Origin of the sequence: Mycolicibacter virginiensis (genome assembly GCF_022374935.2) — a bacterium.
Classification (GTDB): Bacteria; Actinomycetota; Actinomycetes; order Mycobacteriales; family Mycobacteriaceae; genus Mycobacterium; species Mycobacterium virginiense.
On the sequence record NZ_CP092430.2, the window covers coordinates 4142903 to 4159181 of the forward strand.

Annotated in this window: 15 protein-coding genes; 4 read left to right on the plus strand and 11 right to left on the minus strand. The window is 67.9% G+C overall.

The window, feature by feature from the left end; genetic code table 11:
- Positions 1-18 precede the first annotated feature (18 nt).
- The 5 genes from MJO54_RS20150 to MJO54_RS20170 form a co-directional block, all read right to left on the minus strand.
- Positions 19-732 (minus strand): DUF2334 domain-containing protein, encoded by a 714-nt coding sequence (locus MJO54_RS20150; RefSeq protein WP_065153040.1) that lies wholly within the window; start codon positions 730-732, stop codon positions 19-21.
- Positions 733-793: 61 nt separating this feature from the next.
- Positions 794-2137: a DUF2254 domain-containing protein gene (locus tag MJO54_RS20155; RefSeq protein ID WP_064889507.1), complete on the minus strand. Its 1344-nt coding sequence runs from the start codon at positions 2135-2137 to the stop codon at positions 794-796.
- Positions 2137-2625: a glutathione peroxidase gene (locus tag MJO54_RS20160; protein ID WP_046286064.1), complete on the minus strand. Its 489-nt coding sequence runs from the start codon at positions 2623-2625 to the stop codon at positions 2137-2139. Before MJO54_RS20160 ends, MJO54_RS20155 begins: the two co-directional genes overlap by 1 nt.
- 10 nt (positions 2626-2635) lie before the next feature.
- Positions 2636-4753, minus strand: a complete 2118-nt coding sequence (locus tag MJO54_RS20165) for a S9 family peptidase (RefSeq protein WP_105295847.1) — start codon at positions 4751-4753, stop codon at positions 2636-2638.
- Complete coding sequence (locus MJO54_RS20170) at positions 4750-5646, minus strand: phosphoribosylaminoimidazolesuccinocarboxamide synthase (RefSeq protein ID WP_064889669.1); 897 nt, start codon at positions 5644-5646, stop codon at positions 4750-4752. The genes MJO54_RS20165 and MJO54_RS20170 overlap by 4 nt, the downstream gene beginning before the upstream one ends.
- Before the next feature lie 130 nt (positions 5647-5776).
- Here MJO54_RS20170 and MJO54_RS20175 point away from each other — a divergent pair, with 130 nt between their 5' ends.
- Both MJO54_RS20175 and MJO54_RS20180 read left to right on the plus strand, forming a co-directional pair.
- Positions 5777-6412 (plus strand): hypothetical protein, encoded by a 636-nt coding sequence (locus tag MJO54_RS20175; RefSeq protein WP_064889667.1) that lies wholly within the window; start codon positions 5777-5779, stop codon positions 6410-6412.
- 63 nt (positions 6413-6475) lie between these two features.
- Positions 6476-7342 (plus strand): PDDEXK-like endonuclease domain-containing protein, encoded by an 867-nt coding sequence (locus tag MJO54_RS20180; RefSeq protein WP_064889665.1) that lies wholly within the window; start codon positions 6476-6478, stop codon positions 7340-7342.
- 39 nt (positions 7343-7381) lie between these two features.
- On the opposite strand, the gene MJO54_RS20185 is transcribed toward MJO54_RS20180, so the two are convergent.
- Genes MJO54_RS20185 through MJO54_RS20195 form a run of 3 tightly spaced genes read right to left on the minus strand, consistent with a single transcriptional unit; the run spans position 7382 to position 10518 of the window.
- Positions 7382-8605 carry a cytochrome P450 gene (locus tag MJO54_RS20185; protein WP_240175386.1) on the minus strand — a complete coding sequence of 408 codons (1224 nt, stop codon included), beginning with the start codon at positions 8603-8605 and terminating at the stop codon, positions 7382-7384.
- 5 nt (positions 8606-8610) lie between these two features.
- Positions 8611-10029, minus strand: a complete 1419-nt coding sequence (purB, locus tag MJO54_RS20190) for an adenylosuccinate lyase (protein WP_065153036.1) — start codon at positions 10027-10029, stop codon at positions 8611-8613.
- A gap of 6 nt (positions 10030-10035) precedes the next feature.
- On the minus strand, positions 10036-10518 hold the full coding sequence (locus MJO54_RS20195; RefSeq protein WP_131812797.1) for a hypothetical protein: 483 nt from the start codon (positions 10516-10518) through the stop codon (positions 10036-10038).
- Positions 10519-10695: 177 nt separating this feature from the next.
- On the opposite strand from MJO54_RS20195, the gene MJO54_RS20200 reads away from it, so the two are divergent.
- Positions 10696-11367: a TetR/AcrR family transcriptional regulator gene (locus MJO54_RS20200; protein ID WP_065153034.1), complete on the plus strand. Its 672-nt coding sequence runs from the start codon at positions 10696-10698 to the stop codon at positions 11365-11367.
- 40 nt (positions 11368-11407) lie between these two features.
- On the opposite strand, the gene pntB is transcribed toward MJO54_RS20200, so the two are convergent.
- The 3 genes from pntB to MJO54_RS20215 form a co-directional block, all read right to left on the minus strand.
- Entirely contained in the window at positions 11408-12829 is a 1422-nt protein-coding gene (gene pntB / locus MJO54_RS20205) for a Re/Si-specific NAD(P)(+) transhydrogenase subunit beta (protein WP_046286056.1), read from the minus strand.
- Between the two features lie 35 nt (positions 12830-12864).
- Positions 12865-14388: a Re/Si-specific NAD(P)(+) transhydrogenase subunit alpha gene (locus tag MJO54_RS20210; protein ID WP_105295843.1), complete on the minus strand. Its 1524-nt coding sequence runs from the start codon at positions 14386-14388 to the stop codon at positions 12865-12867.
- A 138-nt stretch (positions 14389-14526) separates the two neighbouring features.
- Positions 14527-15159 (minus strand): TetR/AcrR family transcriptional regulator, encoded by a 633-nt coding sequence (locus MJO54_RS20215; protein WP_165604580.1) that lies wholly within the window; start codon positions 15157-15159, stop codon positions 14527-14529.
- Between the two features lie 76 nt (positions 15160-15235).
- On the opposite strand from MJO54_RS20215, the gene MJO54_RS20220 reads away from it, so the two are divergent.
- Positions 15236-16078 (plus strand): alpha/beta hydrolase-fold protein, encoded by an 843-nt coding sequence (locus tag MJO54_RS20220; protein ID WP_046286853.1) that lies wholly within the window; start codon positions 15236-15238, stop codon positions 16076-16078.
- Positions 16079-16279 lie beyond the last annotated feature (201 nt).

The window sequence follows — 16279 nt, forward strand, 5'->3', positions numbered from 1 at the left end:
GCGTCCCAGGGTAACGACTCAGGCGCTCAGCTCCGAGGTCACATCGACCGGCGCCAGCGGCCAGCCGTAGCGCTCCGGCCGGCAACCGTGGCCCAGCGCGGTGTCCACCGCCTCCAGCATGGCCGCCGTCACGCCCGGCTTTGCCAGCTGCCGCGCACCTACCGACAGCCGCACCACCCCGCCGCGACGGGCGATGCGCTCGCTGCTGGCCACCACCATCCGGCACCACCAGGGCGCGCTGAGAAATCCCGCGCCGACGCCGAGCACCCGGGCCCGCACGGTGTGGTCCAGTACCAGGTCGGTGATGCCGTGCAAACCGGCCAGAAGCCGGAAACCATTGCGCGGCAATGCCCTAACGGTGCCTGGCGACACGGTCCAGCCAGGCGCGGCGAACAGCCGGGTGCGCAGGCCCAAGTGCTCCAGGACGCGGTCGGCGCCAAGCAGCCGCAGATTGGCCTCGTGGGCGGGCAGCGTGGCGAACTCGCCGCGGCGCTTCTTGGTGGCGGCCTCGTCGAAGCCGTGCAGCACGATCGCCGCACCGTCGGCACGCCGCTGGGTCAGCCACTCGACGGTGCCGGGGTCGCGGTCGAGCCGGTAGCCGCCACCCAATCGCGGGGCCACCAGCAGCGACACGTCGACGCCCCGGGCATCCAGTTGCGCACAGAAGGCCTCGGCGTCGGCCTGGGTGTGCGCCCCGATCCCGGAGACGGAGACGATCAGTTGTCCGGTCACGACACCAGTGTGACCAGCGCAGGTGTCCAGCCGGTGACATCGAGGAGGACGTCAGATAGCACTACGGAATCGCCCGCCGGCGGCTGTGGTCGGCCGGATCGGTGGTGTCGGCGGCGATCGCCTTGAGCCGGGCGAGATCACGGGGGTGCAGATCCGGCGCCATCTCCAGCGATTCCAGAAGCAGGTCGGTCTGTTCGCGCAGGGCGGGCAGGTGCTCCGGGCGGCCGTATTCCTTGACGTGCGCAACCAGCATCCGCAACACCCGCAGGATCGCCGCCGCCACCATGGGCTGACTGGGCGCAACCTGGCGAAGTTGGTCGAAACCGTGCCCGATGTACTCCTTGGGATCGAGATCCCAGGGCCGCAACAGTATTCGCCCGTCCGGCCCGGCCACCGCCCGCGGCCGCGGTTGTACTGTCAGCACCCGGCGCAGCAGGCTGCCCACCCGCAGCGTCGCCTCCACCGCGGTGGTCGGGTCGTTGATCGCCGAGCTGAGCGCACGCAGCCCGATATCGACCAGCTGCCGGAAGGCGAAGTCGACGTCTTCCTGCATGGTGCGGCTGTCACTGACGACGACGGCCCGGGACAGCTTGTCCCGCACCCGATCCGGATTGGCCGGCACCGGCCAAATGGTGACCAGCGGCTGGCCCAGGTGGATGTAGGCACCCACGCGGGTGTCCAACCGGATTGTGGTGCCGGCCGGGATGGCAGCCAACAGCCGCTGGGGGTCGACTTGGCTGACCCAGCCGTTGCCGGGTGAGGTCAGCCGCAACGCGTCCGGAGGAACATCCATGTCGGCTTCGTGGGCCGGTTGCTCGTGGGCGGCGGCGGCCGCGACGGCGTCGATCACCATCGAGCCCTCGGCCGCGATCTCGCGCACCACCTGTCCGACCTCCAGGCGGTGGGCCAGGTGATCGACGTGCGCGATGATCGTGATGACGGTGGCGATCGTCAGCACGACCGCGACCGTCACCGTCAACGGCGGCGCGGGCACCGGCGACGATCCATCGAGATCCGGCAGGCTCAGCACGCAGTACACGAACGTCGCGACCAGCAGGCCGATCACAACCTGGCTGAGCCGGTCCCGGATGAACCACCGCATCACGCGGGGTGAGAGCTGCGAACTCGCCAGCTGCAGACTGACGATGGTCAGCGAGAAGATGACTCCCGCAGTGGTGATGGTCGCGCCGGCGATGGTGGACAGCAGCGTGGTGGCCACGCCGCTGTCCATCTTCAGCAGGAAGCGCGGCGACGGGCCGATGTTGCGATCCGCCACCCGGGTGATGACGGCGAGCGCCATCCCGCCGAACACGATCACCAACGGCAGCGCGAACAGGCTCTCCCGGAACCGGTAGGCCAGCGCCGCCGCCCGCACGCTGGGGAAGCGTTCCGAGCGGGTATGCATCAGCCAGGCAGGACGGCTTCGATGGCGGCGATCACCTCGGGCGCGTCCGGCGCCGTGGTGGGCCGGAAGCGGTTGACCACGGTGGCCCCCGGGGCGAGCAGGAACTTCTCGAAATTCCACTGCACGTCACCGGCGGCGCCCTCGGCGTCGGCGGCCTTGGTCAGCTCGGCATACAGCGGGTGGCGGTCCGCACCGTTGACGTCGGTCTTGGCCAGCAACGGAAACGTCACCCCATAGGTGGTCGAGCAGAAGGTCTGGATCTCTTCGGCTGTTCCGGGCTCCTGGCCCATGAACTGGTTGCAGGGCACGCCCAGCACGGTCAGGCCGCGATCGCCGTAGTCCTGCGCGAGCTGCTCCAGCGCGCCGTACTGCGGGGTGAGTCCGCATTTGGACGCGACGTTGACCACGAGCACCGCGCGGTCGGCGTAATCGGCCAGCGAGGTGGAACGGCCGTCAAGGGTGGTCAGCGGGATTTCGGCGAGGCTCATGGCCGCGACGTTACCCGCAGCCGACAACCGCCAGCAGCCAGGCGTAGGAGAAGGCGATCTCTTTCCAGCGTTCATAGCGCCCGGAGATCCCGCCGTGGCCGGCGTTCATCTCGGTTTTCAGCAACACCGGGTTGGCGTCGGTCTTGGTGTGCCGCAGCGCCGCGACCCACTTCGCCGGCTCGACGTAGTACACCCGAGTGTCATTCAGCGAGGTCATCGCCAGGATCGGCGGATATTCCCGGCGGGCGATGTTCTCGTACGGCGAGTAGGACTTCATGTAGAAGTAGACGTCCTTGTCGTCCAACGGGTTTCCCCACTCGTCCCATTCGATGACGGTCAACGGCAGCGACGGGTCCAAGATGGTGGTCAGCGGGTCGACGAACGGCACCTGCGCCACCACGCCGGCGAACAGGTCCGGCGCCAGGTTGGTCACCGCCCCCATCAGCAGGCCGCCGGCGCTGCCGCCCATCGCCACCAGATGCCCGGGCCGGCAGACCCCCGCATCGATCAGGTGACGGCCCACAGCGACGAAGTCGGTGAAGCTGTTCTTCTTCTCCAGCAGCTTGCCGCGCTCGTACCACAGCCGGCCCATCTCACCGCCGCCGCGAACGTGGGCTACGGCGAACACCATGCCCCGGTCCAGCAGCGACAACCGAGCGATCGAGAACTGCGGATCCTCGCACGCCTCATAGGCCCCGTAGCCGTAAAGCAGTGTGGGAGCTGGGAGTTCGATACCGGCCCGGTGCACGACCGACACGGGGATCCGGGTGCCGTCCTCGGCGTAGGCCCAGTCGCGGTATTCAACGTAGTCGGTGCTGTGGTATTCGCCCAGCACCGGTTGTTCGCGCAGCAGGGTGCGTTCCCCGGTCGCAAGGTCGATGTCGTAAACCCGCACCGGGGTGATGAAGGACGTCGCACCGACCCGCAGTTTCGGGGCGTCCCAGTTCGGATTGGTGGCCAGACCCGACGACGTCAGCTCGGTGTCGAAGGTGATCTCCTGCGGCGGTTGGAGATCACCGTCCGCGCCGATCGGCCACAGTTGAATGCGGGGCAGGCCCTCGGCTCGGTACCCGACCACCAGGTGGTGGGCGAAGGCGTCTACCGCATCGAGCCGAACGTCGTCGCGTCCGGCGATCAGGGTCTGCTGCGCCGTTGGATCGTTCACCGGCGCCTGGACCAGCGTGAAGTTGACCGCTCCGTCGTTGTGCAGCATCAGGAATTGGTCCTGGCCGCCGATAATCGCGTGCTCTACGGCGTACTCGACGCCTTCGCGCCGAGGCAGCACCACGGTGAACTCGGCGTGCGAGTCGGCCGCGTCGGCGTAGCGCACCTCGGTGGTGATCGACGAACCGGCCGCGATCAACACGTAGGCGTCGCTGCGGGTGCGTCCCACCGACAACCAGAATCGTTCGTCGTCCTCGTGGTAGACCTGCTCGGAAGACCCTGCGGAAGCCCCGATTCGGTGGCGCCACACGGTATCCGGGCGCCAGGCCTCGTCGACGGTCGTGTAGTAGACAGTCTGGTTGTCGGTCGCCCAGGTCACCCCGGCGCCGATCCCGGCGATCTCGTCGGGAAGCAGCTCACCGCTACGAAGATCCTTGAACCGCAGCGTGTACCGCTCGTCGCCGACGACGTCGACGGAGTAGGCCAGGAGGTGACTGTCCGGGCTGACGCTGGCGGCGCCGAGCGCGAAGAAGTCGTGCCCTTCGGCCTCGGCGTTCTGGTCGAGCAGCACCTGTTCGCCGGGGATCTCGGTGGCCTCGTCGAGCTGGGGCGGATCCCAGTCATCGGGGCTGCTGATCGGACAGCGGCAGTGCACGCCGTACTGCTTTCCTTCGAAGGTGCGCGCGTAGTACCACCAGTCGCCGCGACGGGCGGGCACCGACAGGTCGGTCTCCTTGGTGCGGGCCTTGATCTCGTCGAAAATGGCCTGTCGCAAGGGTTCCAGGTGCGCCGTGGCGGCGTCGGTGTAAGCGTTCTCGGCTTCGAGGTGGGCGATGACGGCGGGATCAGACTTGTCGCGCAGCCACTCATAGGAGTCGACGAAGACGTCCCCGTGGTGAGTGCGGGTGCTGTCGACGCGCTTGGCCGAGGGCGGTCCCGGAAGGGTCTGCGACACGTCGGTCATGCTCCGGGGCCGACCCAGTCGTCGAACGAAAGACCTGAAATACGTTCGTAGGCCTCGACGTAGCGGGCTCGAGTCGCGGCGATGATGTCGTCCGGTAGCGCCGGGGGCGGTTGGTCTCCAGAGCGGTCCCAACCGGATTCCGGGCCGGTGAGCCAGTTGCGGACGAACTGCTTGTCGAAGCTCTGCTGCACGACCCCGGCGCGATAGTGGTCGGCCGGCCAGTACCGCGACGAGTCGGGCGTGAAGACCTCGTCGGCCAGCACCAGGTTGTCGTGTTCGTCGATGCCGAACTCGAACTTGGTGTCGGCGATGATGATTCCCTTGGTCAGCGCGTGGTCGGCTGCCTGCACATAGGTCGCCAGGGTGCGGTCGCGCAGCTGGCCAGCGCGTACCGGCCCCACCAGGTCGATCACCTGCGCGAACGAGATGTTCTCGTCATGCTCACCGATGTCGGCCTTGGTCGCCGGGGTGAACAGCGGATTGAGGAATTTGCTGGCTTCCACCAATCCGGGCGGCAAGGAGATACCGCACACGGCGCCATTGCTCTGGTAGTCCAGCAGGCCCGAGCCGGTCAGGTAGCCGCGGGCCACACACTCCACCGGCATCATCTTCAGCTGGCGCACGACCAGCGCGCGGCCGAGCACCTCGTCGGGGATGCGCGGGTCGTCGGGCGGCCCGGCCAGGTGATTGGGGGCGTCGACGAGGTCGAAGAAGAAGACACTCATCGCGGTCAGGATGCGGCCCTTGTCCGGGATCTCGCTGTCGAGGATGTAGTCGAACGCCGAGATCCGGTCGGTAGCGACGAACAGCAGATGCTGCTCATCGATCCGGTAGAGTTCGCGGACTTTGCCGCTGGCCAGGTGCTGGTAATCGGAGAGCGCGGGTCGCGACATTGCGTCAGCCTAGCGGGGACCGCAAGACCGGCGAAGCCGGGCGCAGCGGGTCACCGCCATCAACACAGCGGGGACCGCAAGACCGGCGAAGCCGGGCGCAGCACGCCGCCGGGTGTGTTGGGATCGGATGATGACCTCCCGGTTGCTGCCCTACGCCACCTCCCCCGGCCGCCTACTGGCCCAGCTGTTCAGCGACCTCGTCGTCGCGGCCTGGACCTCGCTGTGGGTACTGGTCGCGCTCGCCGTCCACGGCGCGGTCACCACCATCGCCGGTGTCGGCCGGCAGTTCGAGCGCGGCGCCAACGGTGTGGCCGACAGCCTGGCCTCGGCCGGCAAGAGCGCGGACCGTATCCCGCTAGTCGGCGACGCGGTGAGCAAGCCACTCACCGCGGCCGGGCACGCTGCGGTCGACATCGCCGGTGCCGGCCACAACCTCGACACCACCGCCGGCTGGCTGGCCTACCTCCTGGCGGTCGCGGTCGCGGCCCCGCCGATTCTGGCGGTGGCGATGCCCTGGGCCGCGCTGCGGCTGCGGTTCTTCCTGCGCAAGCGGGCGGTGCTCACGCTGGCCGCCACCCCGGCCGGTGAGCAGCTGCTGGCACTGCGGGCGCTGACCAACCGACCACTAGGCAAGCTGACCGCGGTCAGTCCCGATCCTGTTGGGGCATGGCGACACGCAGACCCCGCGGTGATCGGCGGCCTGGCCGCCCTGGAACTGCACTCCGCGGGCCTGGCCCGGCGATCTCGGCGCGGTCTGGCCCGCTGAGCGGGAGAAATCGCGCCGAAATCGCAGGGAACCGCGGACGGGTCAGGCTACGTCCGACCTGGTATGGACCACTATCTACGGCGTCATGACGGGGTGATCACCCGCTCGCAGGCTTTGGAATGCGGCCTCTCCAGCTCCGCCATCGGCCGCCGACTCCAATCCGGACGCTGGCGGCGCTGCGGGCCTGGTGTGTACTTCGCCGACGATCGTCCCTTCACCACCGCCGCACGCATTCGAGCAGCGGTGTGGAGCTATGGGCCCAATGCCGTCGCCAGCGGTTTGGCCGCGGCCTGGTGGCACCAGCTGACCACCACCTCACCGAATTTGGTCGAGGTCACGGTGCCTCGGAATTCCCATGGGCGGGCTCATCGAGGCACCCGGCTCCGGCGCCGGGACCTCTTTCCCGCGGATGTGGTCGAGCGCAGGGGGCTGTTGGTCACCGGACTGGACCTGACGACAGTCGAAGCCGCTGCCCGTCGTGGAGGGGGCCCCAAGGTGATGGATACCGCCCTGCAGCGTCACACCGAACTACCCCGGCTGTGGCGGGCCCAGCTGCGAAACGCAGGCCGGCAGGGATCCCCTGCGGCCCGGCGGATGCTGCAGGCAGCGCAGAGCGGCGCCCGTTCACAGGCCGAGCGAATACTGGTCCAGCTGTTGCGCGATGCCGGCATCACGGGATGGGTGGCGAACTATCGACTGGGCAGCTACAAGATCGACGTTGCCTTTCCCGATATCGCAGTTGCGATCGAAGTCGACGGCTGGGCTTATCACAGCGGCCCGGATGAATTCGAAGGTGACCGGGTGCGGCAGAACCAGATCGTGTTGCGCGGTTGGACGGTGCTCCGGTTTACCTGGCTGGACTTAGCCACTGCCCCGCACCGTGTCATTGCCGAGATTCAGTGGGCGATTCGGCGCGCTACTGCCCGCTGAGCGGGAGAAACCGCGCCGAAATCGCAGGCGATCAGCAGATCAGGGCCGCAGTTCCACCATCATGTGCCGCATCCCGGTGTGCCGGTTGCTGCGGGTCCACTCCACCGGTGCCACCACCGCCAATTCACCGAACCGGCCCAGCAGCTCCTCGTAGAGCACCCGCAGTTCCAGCCGGGCCAGGTGGGCACCCAGGCAGAAGTGGGCGCCGTGACCGAACCCGATGTGTGGGTTGGGTTTACGGGTGATGTCGAACTGTTCGGCCCGGTCGAAGACCGCTGCGTCACGGTTGGCTGAGCCCTCCCACACCAGCACCTTCTGACCGGCGTCGATGGTCTGCCCGCCGAGCACTGCGCGCCGGGTTGCGGTGCGCCGCTTCGACGGCGCCGGTGACGTCCAGCGCAGGATCTCTTCGATGGCGGTCGGCAGCAGATCGAAATCGCTACGCAGCAAACGATATTGGTCTGGGTACTGCGATAGCGCCAGCAGCCCGCCGGCAATGGCGTTGCGGGTGGTCTCGGCGCCGGCACTGAACAGTAACTGGAAGAACAGATACACCTCGAGATCGCTGAGCTCAGGGTCGGTCGAGTTGGCCACCACCGAGAGCATGTCGTCGGCGGGCTCGGCGCGCTTGGCCGCGATCAACTCCCGTCCGAAGGTGTAGACCCGGTTGCCGGCATCCTCGATGGACAGCCGCGACACCACCGCCTTGCGTGAGCCGCGAAAGTCGAAACTGGGCTCGATCGCCTCGAACAGCCAATGCCGGTCGGCCTCGGGAACGCCTAACAGGATGCAGATCATCTGCATCGGCACCTCGGCGGCGATGTCGACCAGGAAGTCGAAGGGAACCCCGGGCTCGACGGCGTCGAGCAAAGCCCGCGCCCGGCGCCGCAGGTCGGTCTCGACACGGCGGATCATCCGTGGAGTCAGTCCGGAGCTGACCAGCCGTCGGACCTGCGCGTGCCGCGGGTCGTCCATCATGTTCAGCAGCTGTCCGGCGATCGGCAGGTCCTGCAGCACGGTGCCGCCGAACGGCCGGTCCCCGCCGGTGACCGACGAATAGGTCTCGGCATCGCGCAACACCTCAAGCGTTTCGGCGTGCGTGGCAACCGACCAGAAGCCGTCGCCGTCGGGAGTGTGGGCGGTGGGTTCGTGCCAGTACACCGGGGCGACGCGGCGGTGCAGCGCGAACAGCTCGTGGGGGAAGCCGTCGGCAAAGTTGTCCAGATCGGTGAAGTCGATGCTCGCGAGTTCCTGGACTTCCATGGCGGTTACAGGATCGCGCCCGGGCTATAGGCAGCCCCGCCCGGATACCGCTCGACGAGTTCGGCCACCTCGGCCGCCACCCGATCAACCTGGTCGGCGGCCGCGCCGGTGAAGGCCTGCCGGTCGGCGACGGCCGCATCCAGCGCGGCCCGGTCCAGTGGCAGCCGGTCGTCGGCGGCCAGCCGGTCGAGCAGGTCGGGTTCGGCGCCCCGCTCGCGCATCGCCAGCGCGACGGCCACCGCGTGCTCTTTGATCACCTCGTGCGCGGCTTCGCGTCCCACCCCGGCACGCACCGCGGCGATCAATACCTTGGTGGTGGCCAGGAACGGCAGGTAGCGGTCCAGCTCGCGGGTGATCACCGCCGGGTAGGCCCCGAATTCGTCGAGCACGGTCAAGAATGTCTCGGTCTGCCCGTCGACGGCGAAGAAGGCGTCTGGCAGCGCGACGCGGCGCACCACCGAGCAGAAGACGTCGCCCTCGTTCCACTGCGCGCCGGCCAGTTCAGCAGCCATCGAGGCATAACCGCGCAACACCACCTGCAGCCCGTTGACCCGCTCGCAGCTGCGGGTGTTCATCTTGTGCGGCATCGCCGACGAGCCCACCTGGCCGGGCGCGAATCCTTCGGTGACCAGTTCGTGGCCCGCCATCAGTCGGATCGTCTGCGCCAGCGAGGACGGGCCGGCGCCCAGTTGCACCAGCGCGGAGACCACGTCGTGATCCAGCGAGCGGGGATAGACCTGCCCGACGCTGGTCAGCACCGCCGAGAACCCGAGGAATTCGGCGACTCGGCGTTCCAGCTCGCTCAGTTTGGCGGTGTCACCGTCGAACAGATCCAGCATGTCCTGCGCGGTGCCCATCGGCCCCTTGATGCCGCGCAGCGGGTAGCGGTCGATCAACTCACGCACCCGCCGCAGCGCGAGCAGGGTCTCCTCGGCCGCCGAGGCGAATCGCTTACCCAACGTGGTGGCCTGCGCGGCGACGTTGTGGCTGCGCCCGGCCATCACCAGGTCGCGGTAGGCCGCGGCGTGACTGACCAGGCGCGCCGCGACCGCGACCCCGTGGTCGTGGACCAGTTGCAGGGACTGGCGAATCTGCAGCTGCTCGACGTTCTCGGTCAGGTCCCGGCTGGTCATGCCCTTGTGGACGTGCTCGTGACCGGCGAGGGCGTTGAACTCCTCGATACGGGCCTTGACGTCGTGGCGGGTCACCCGCTCGCGGGCTGCGATCGACGCCAGGTCGACGTCACCGAGGACAGCCTCGTAGTCGGCGATCGCCTGTGCGGGCACCGGCACACCCAGCTCGGACTGGGCGCGCAGTACCGCCAGCCACAGCCGACGCTCGGCAATGATCTTGGCCTGCGGCGACCAGATGTCTGTCATGGCGGTACTGGCGTAACGGGTGGCCAGCACATTGGGAATGCTCACGAGCAGCTAGCTTACGGTCGTGCGCTCCGGTGGAGTCTGACTGGCCTGGGCAGCGGGCACGGCTTCCACGATGACCGGGCCTCGGCCCTCGGACAGCGATATCGCGGCATCGATCAGGTACTCGCCGACGACCTGGACGGCACGCCACGGGGGCAGCGGTTCGCAGATGAAGGCGGGATTGGTTCGGGTGGCCCGGCGCATCACGTTCTGACATCCCTGCGCGAACTGCACGCGCTGCACTGTCGCGTCGTCAGCCCGGCTGATCAGCGGGTAGGGATTCTGGGTGTAGCGAATGCACGCGCCGTTTCGGTCGATGCCGTAGCCGGCCAGCAGGCCGTCGTAGGGGTCGATGGTGAGCGGCCAGAAGGGCGACGCGAGGTCGAAGGAGCGCACGATCTCTCGCCGCGGCCCGACGGGGACGTGCCGGGTAAGGGATCGGGTGCGGCACCGGGTGGCGATGTCGTAGGGGCGCACTCGCTTGTTACGCATGAGTTCCAGAAAAACGTCGACCGCTATTCGAGCTGCCGGCGGCCACTCGCCGTGCGCAAACGCGGCATTACTCTCGTTGGCGCGGCCAACGGTCAACATGGCGACTCCACATGTCGAGAAAAACAGACAGGCTCGTAGTCTGACACAGACTGTCGGTCGGTGAGTACGCTTTGGCCGATGAGTAACGGGAGGCCGACCCGGCGGGACATGCACGCCGAGCTCACGCGGACCGCGGTGCTCGACGCCGCCCGGACCCTTTTCGTTGCCAAGGGCTTCGAAGCGACCTCGGTCGATGAGATCGCGCAGGCTTCGCACTCCAGCAAGGGTGCCGTCTACCACCACTTTCGCGACAAGCAGGCGATCTTCGCCGAGGTGTTCAGGCTCAGCCAAGCCGACGTCATGCAGGCCGTATTACCGGGCGCCCTGGAGTCCATGCCCGACGACGCCAGCCCGTGGGACCAGGCGCTGTTGGCGATCAGCGCGGTGCTGCGCTGCTACGTCCACAATCACGACGCACGGGTGTTGCTGCGGGAATCAGCCAGCGCATTGGGTTGGGACCGCAAGCAGACCGTCGACGAGGAGCTGGCGCTTCCGTTGCTGCGCGGGGTGCTCGGCGAGCTGATCGAGACCGGCCAGATCGTGGCCGTGCCGGTCGGCGTCACCGCCGAACTGCTGTACGCCCTGCTCAGCAAGACGGGGCCCATCATCGCCGCCGCCGCCGATCCCGCCCAGGCGGTCAACGAGATCGAGCCGGTGCTGTTCGCGTTGTTGAACGGCCTGCATCGCGAGCCGTCGCAGCCGGCCGGCCAAGCCAAACGCTTGGGTTTCGCCCGGCCGCAAACGCCCTGAGTACGGGCGCCGCGGCACTGGCTGCGCCGATGACGAGCCCTTACAGCGCGTGCAGGATGTCTTCGACCCGGTCCTTGGCGTCCCCGAACAACATCGCGGAGTTCTGCCGGAAGAACAGCGGGTTCTGCACGCCCGCGTAGCCCGAAGCCATGGAGCGCTTGAAGACGATCACGTTGTCGGCGTCCCACACGGTCAGCACCGGCATACCCGCGATCGGGCTGGACGGGTCTTCGGCGGCGGCCGGGTTGACGGTGTCGTTGGCGCCGATCACCAGGACCACCGACGTGTCGCCGAAGTCGTCGTTGATCTCGTCCATCTCCAGCACGATGTCGTAGGGCACCTTGGCCTCGGCCAGCAGCACGTTCATGTGGCCGGGAAGTCGGCCGGCGACCGGGTGGATGCCGAAGCGCACGTTGACGCCGCGGTCGCGCAGCTTGCGGGTCAGTTCGGCGACGCCGTACTGGGCCTGCGCGACGGCCATGCCGTAGCCCGGGGTGATGATCACCGAGTCGGCGCCGCCCAGCAGCTCGGCGACCCCTTCGGCGGTGATCTCACGGTGCTCGCCGTAGTCCTTGTCCTCGGCGGGGCCGGCTTCGATCCCGAAGCCACCGGCGATCACCGAGATGAAGGACCGGTTCATCGCCTTGCACATGATGTAGGACAGGTAGGCACCCGAGGATCCGACCAGCGCGCCGGTGATGATCAGCAGGTCGTTGGAGAGCAGGAAGCCCGAGGCGGCCGCGGCCCAGCCCGAGTAGCTGTTGAGCATCGAGACGACCACCGGCATGTCGCCGCCGCCGATCGAGGCCACCAAGTGCCAGCCCAGCGCCAGCGCCAGCAGGGTCACCACGATCAGCAGCCACAGCTTGGGCTCGTACACGAACCACACCGTCAAAGCGACGAATGCGACCAGCGCGCCGATGTTGAGGAAGTTCTTGCCGGGCAGCATCAGCGGGTTGGACTTCATCCGCGCCGAGAGCTTGAGGTTGGCCACGATCGAGCCGGTGAACGTCACCGCACCGATGAACACGCCGATGAACACCTCGGCCGAGTGGATGCCGAACAGCCCCTGGGCGGCCAGTTCGCGTGCGTCGGCGCTGCACGGGCTGTTCTCGACGTGCAGGTAGCCGTTCCAGCCGACCAGCACGGCGGCCAGGCCGACGAACGAGTGCAGCAGCGCGATCAGCTCGGGCATGCCGGTCATCTCGACGACCTTGGCGCGCCACAACCCGATCGCCGCACCGACCACGGTGGCCCCGATCAGCAACGCCAAGCCGACCGGATTGATGTCGTGATGCACCGCCAAGGTGATCGTCGCGGCCAGCGCCACCGCCATCCCGAGGATGCCGAAGCTGTTGCCGGCCTTGGACGTCTCGTGCTTGCTCAGCCCGGCCAGGGCCAGGATGAACAGCAAGGCCGCGACGATGTATGCCGCCGAGGCGGCGGTCTCAACTGAAAACATAAGCGGGGTCTACTCCAAGTCGGGGTGCGCAGCGCCTAGCTGCGAGAGAACATGGCGAGCATGCGGCGGGTCACCGCAAAACCACCGAAGATGTTGATGCTGGCCAGCAGGATCGCCGCGGCGGCCAAACTCGTGATGGCCGGGTCGCCGTGGCCGATCTGCAGCAGCGCGCCCACCACGATGATTCCCGAGATCGCGTTGGTCACCGACATCAGCGGGGTGTGCAGCGCGTGGTGCACATGGCCGATCACGTAGTAGCCGATCACGATCGCCAACGCGAAGACGGTCAGGTGCACCTGCAGCGCCGCCGGCGCCAGCGCGACCAGCGCGAACAGCACGGCGGCGGCAGAGACCACCACGCCCAGCCGACGCCCGGCCGACATCGGTTCCTTGTTCGTCTGCGCGACCACCGGAGCTTCGGCGACCTTGGCCGGGGCGGCCGAGACCTGCACCGGCGGCGGGGGCCACGTCGACTCGCCATCGCGCACCACGGTCATCGACCGCTGCACCACGTCGTCGAAGTCCAGCACCAGCTGGCCATCCTTGCCGGGTGTCATCAACTTCATCAGGTTGACCAGGTTGGTGCCGTAGAGCTGCGACGCCTGCGCGGGCAGCCGGCCGGCCAGGTCGGTGTAACCGATGATCGTCACGCCGTTGTCGGTGACGACGGCCTGGTCCTTGACGGTGCCCTCGACGTTGCCGCCGTTGGCCGCAGCCATGTCGACGATCACGCTGCCCGGCTTCATCGACGCCACCATGTCGGCGGTGATGATCCGCGGCGCGGGCTTACCCGGGATGAGCGCGGTGGTGACGATGATGTCGACGTCGGCGCACTGGTCGGCGTAGAGCTGCGCCTCCCGGGCCTTGTAGTCGTCGCTCATCTCCTTGGCGTAGCCGGTGGCCGATACCTCGGTCTCGGTCGATTCGATTGACAGGTATTCCCCGCCGAGCGAGCGAACCTGGTCGGCCACCTCGGGACGCGGGTCGGTGGCCCGCACGATTGCGCCAAGGCTGCCGGCGGCGCCGATCGCGGCCAAGCCCGCCACCCCGGCGCCCACGACCAGTACCTTTGCCGGCGGCACCTTGCCTGCGGCGGTGACCTGGCCGGTGAAGAACCGGCCGAAGACGTGGGCCGCCTCGATCACGGCGCGGTAGCCGGCAATGTTGGCCATGGAGCTCAGTACGTCCAGCGACTGCGCCCGCGAGATCCGGGGAACCGCGTCCATCGACAGCGCCGTGATGGGCCGGCGGGCCAGATCTTCCACCCGATCCGGGTTCAGGGCCGGGGCCAACAGGCTGACCAGCGTCGCGCCCGGCTTCATCCCGTCCAGCTGCTCGGTCGAGGGGGCGTTCACACCGAAGACGATGTCGGCGGCGCGCGCATCGCCGATGGTGGCGCCGGCCTCGGTGTACGCCTCGTCGGAGAAGGACGATGCTTCTCCGGCACCGGAATCCACTACGACGTCGTAACCGAGCTTGGTCAGTGCAGCAACCGTCGTCGGCGTCGCCGACACACGCGTCTCACCGGGCTGCGCCTCGGATAGGACACCGATATTCATGACGTAGCTCTCCACATTCGCATCTCTTCGCCGTCTTCCGGCGCTTACGGCGCATTTCCAAGCGCCTCCGAACCCTTCATTACCCGCCAGTAGCTAAGGAGCGACAAAGGGATCGAGGCAGCATACCGTGTGGGCTTCTCAGGCCGACACTGCGCGCTGGTCCAGTGGAGCGAGCATATCGATGACGTCGACGACCGCGGCCCGGGCGGCCGCCCGCGGGCCCTGCAGGTCATCGACGAGCGCCGCCATCACCGCGCCGTCGACCATGCAGACCAGGGAATAGGCCATCTCGACTCGCGTGATCCGTCCGGAGCGTTCGACTGCCTCGGCGACCGCATCGGACCGTTGGTGCAGGATCCGGCGCTGAATGTCACGCAGCGCCGGGTGGCGAGAGCACACGATGTAGCGCTCATAGCGGGAGATGAGCTGCTCGGTTACTTGCGGATCGCTCTCCGGGTTCTCTTGCGACCCCACCAACAGCTCCACGAGGATGTCCGCCGTGGTCTCGGCACTGCGCCGGCGGCGGGACAGCTCGGTGATGCGCGCCCGCAGTTGCGCGACCTCCAACATCCCGATGTGTTCCACCGCGTGGGCGATGAGGTCTTCCAGTGACGAGAAGTAATAGGTCGTCGACGCCAGCGGCAGGCCGGCCCGCTGCGCCACGGCGCGGTGGCGTACGGCATCGAACCCACCCTCACGCAGCAGCTCGGCGGCGGCGCTGATCAGCGCATACCGCCGCCGCTCGCCCTTGGGCGTCACTGCTGTCATCACGTCTAGAGATGCTGCCAGCCCAGGTAGCGCAGCATCATGCGTTTCCGCCTTTTCGGACAAACAGCGCCCCGCTGGCATGATGGCCGCCATGCCGGAGTTGAGCCGACGAGCGGTACTGCGCGCCGGGGCCATGCTGGGCACCGCGGGCGCACTGGGGGCGCGTTCACTGTTGGGTGCGCGACCGACGCAGGCCGCCCCGCCGCAAGCCGCACCCACGATGACGACGGGCTCGTTCGCCTCGGCGGCGCGCGGAGGAATCACCACCAACTGGGCCATCGCCCGGCCTCCCGGCCAGACTGGGGCCTTGCGTCCGCTGATCGCGCTGCACGGCAAGGGAAGTGACGCCGCGACAGTGATGGCCGGTGGCGTCGAGCAGGGCCTGGCCGAAGCAGTCGACGCCGGGCTGCCCCCGTTCGCGGTGGTCGCCGTTGACGGCGGCGGGAGCTACTGGCACCGCCGCACGTCCGGGGAGGACTCGGGGGCAATGGTGACCGACGAGTTGTTGCCACTGCTGGCCGAGCAGGGCCTGGACACCTCCCGGGTGGGATTCCTCGGCTGGTCGATGGGCGGCTACGGCGCCCTGCTGCTGGGGGGCCGGCTCGGCCCGCGCCGAACGGCGGCGATCTGCGCGGTCAGCCCGGCACTGTGGCTGACGCCCGGAGCGACGGCACCGGGTGCGTTCGACGGCGCGTCGGACTTCGCGGCCAACTCGGTATTCGGGATGCCGGCATTGGCCTCGATACCCATCCGGGTGGACTGCGGAAACGATGACCCGTTCTATTCGGCGACCCAGGCGTTCATCGCCCAGCTACCCAATCCCCCGGCGGGCGGTTTCTCCCCGGGCGGGCACGACGGCTCGTATTGGAGCTCTCAGCTGCCGGCCGAATTGACCTGGATCGCCCCACTGTTGACCGCCTAAGCGTTCTTCAGTCTCCGAACACCGCTGGGACGAAAAGCGAGCAACAACCCCGCGCTCGGCCGACCGCGAATCTGGGTTGATGTCCCCTAATTCGGCCGCATTGTCTCCTAAATCGTCGAATTTGTCCGGCATCTGAGCCGTGCAGAACCTTGTGTGACGCAGAACACGCGAGGTAGCGTCGAAAAGTACTCACCGGTAACT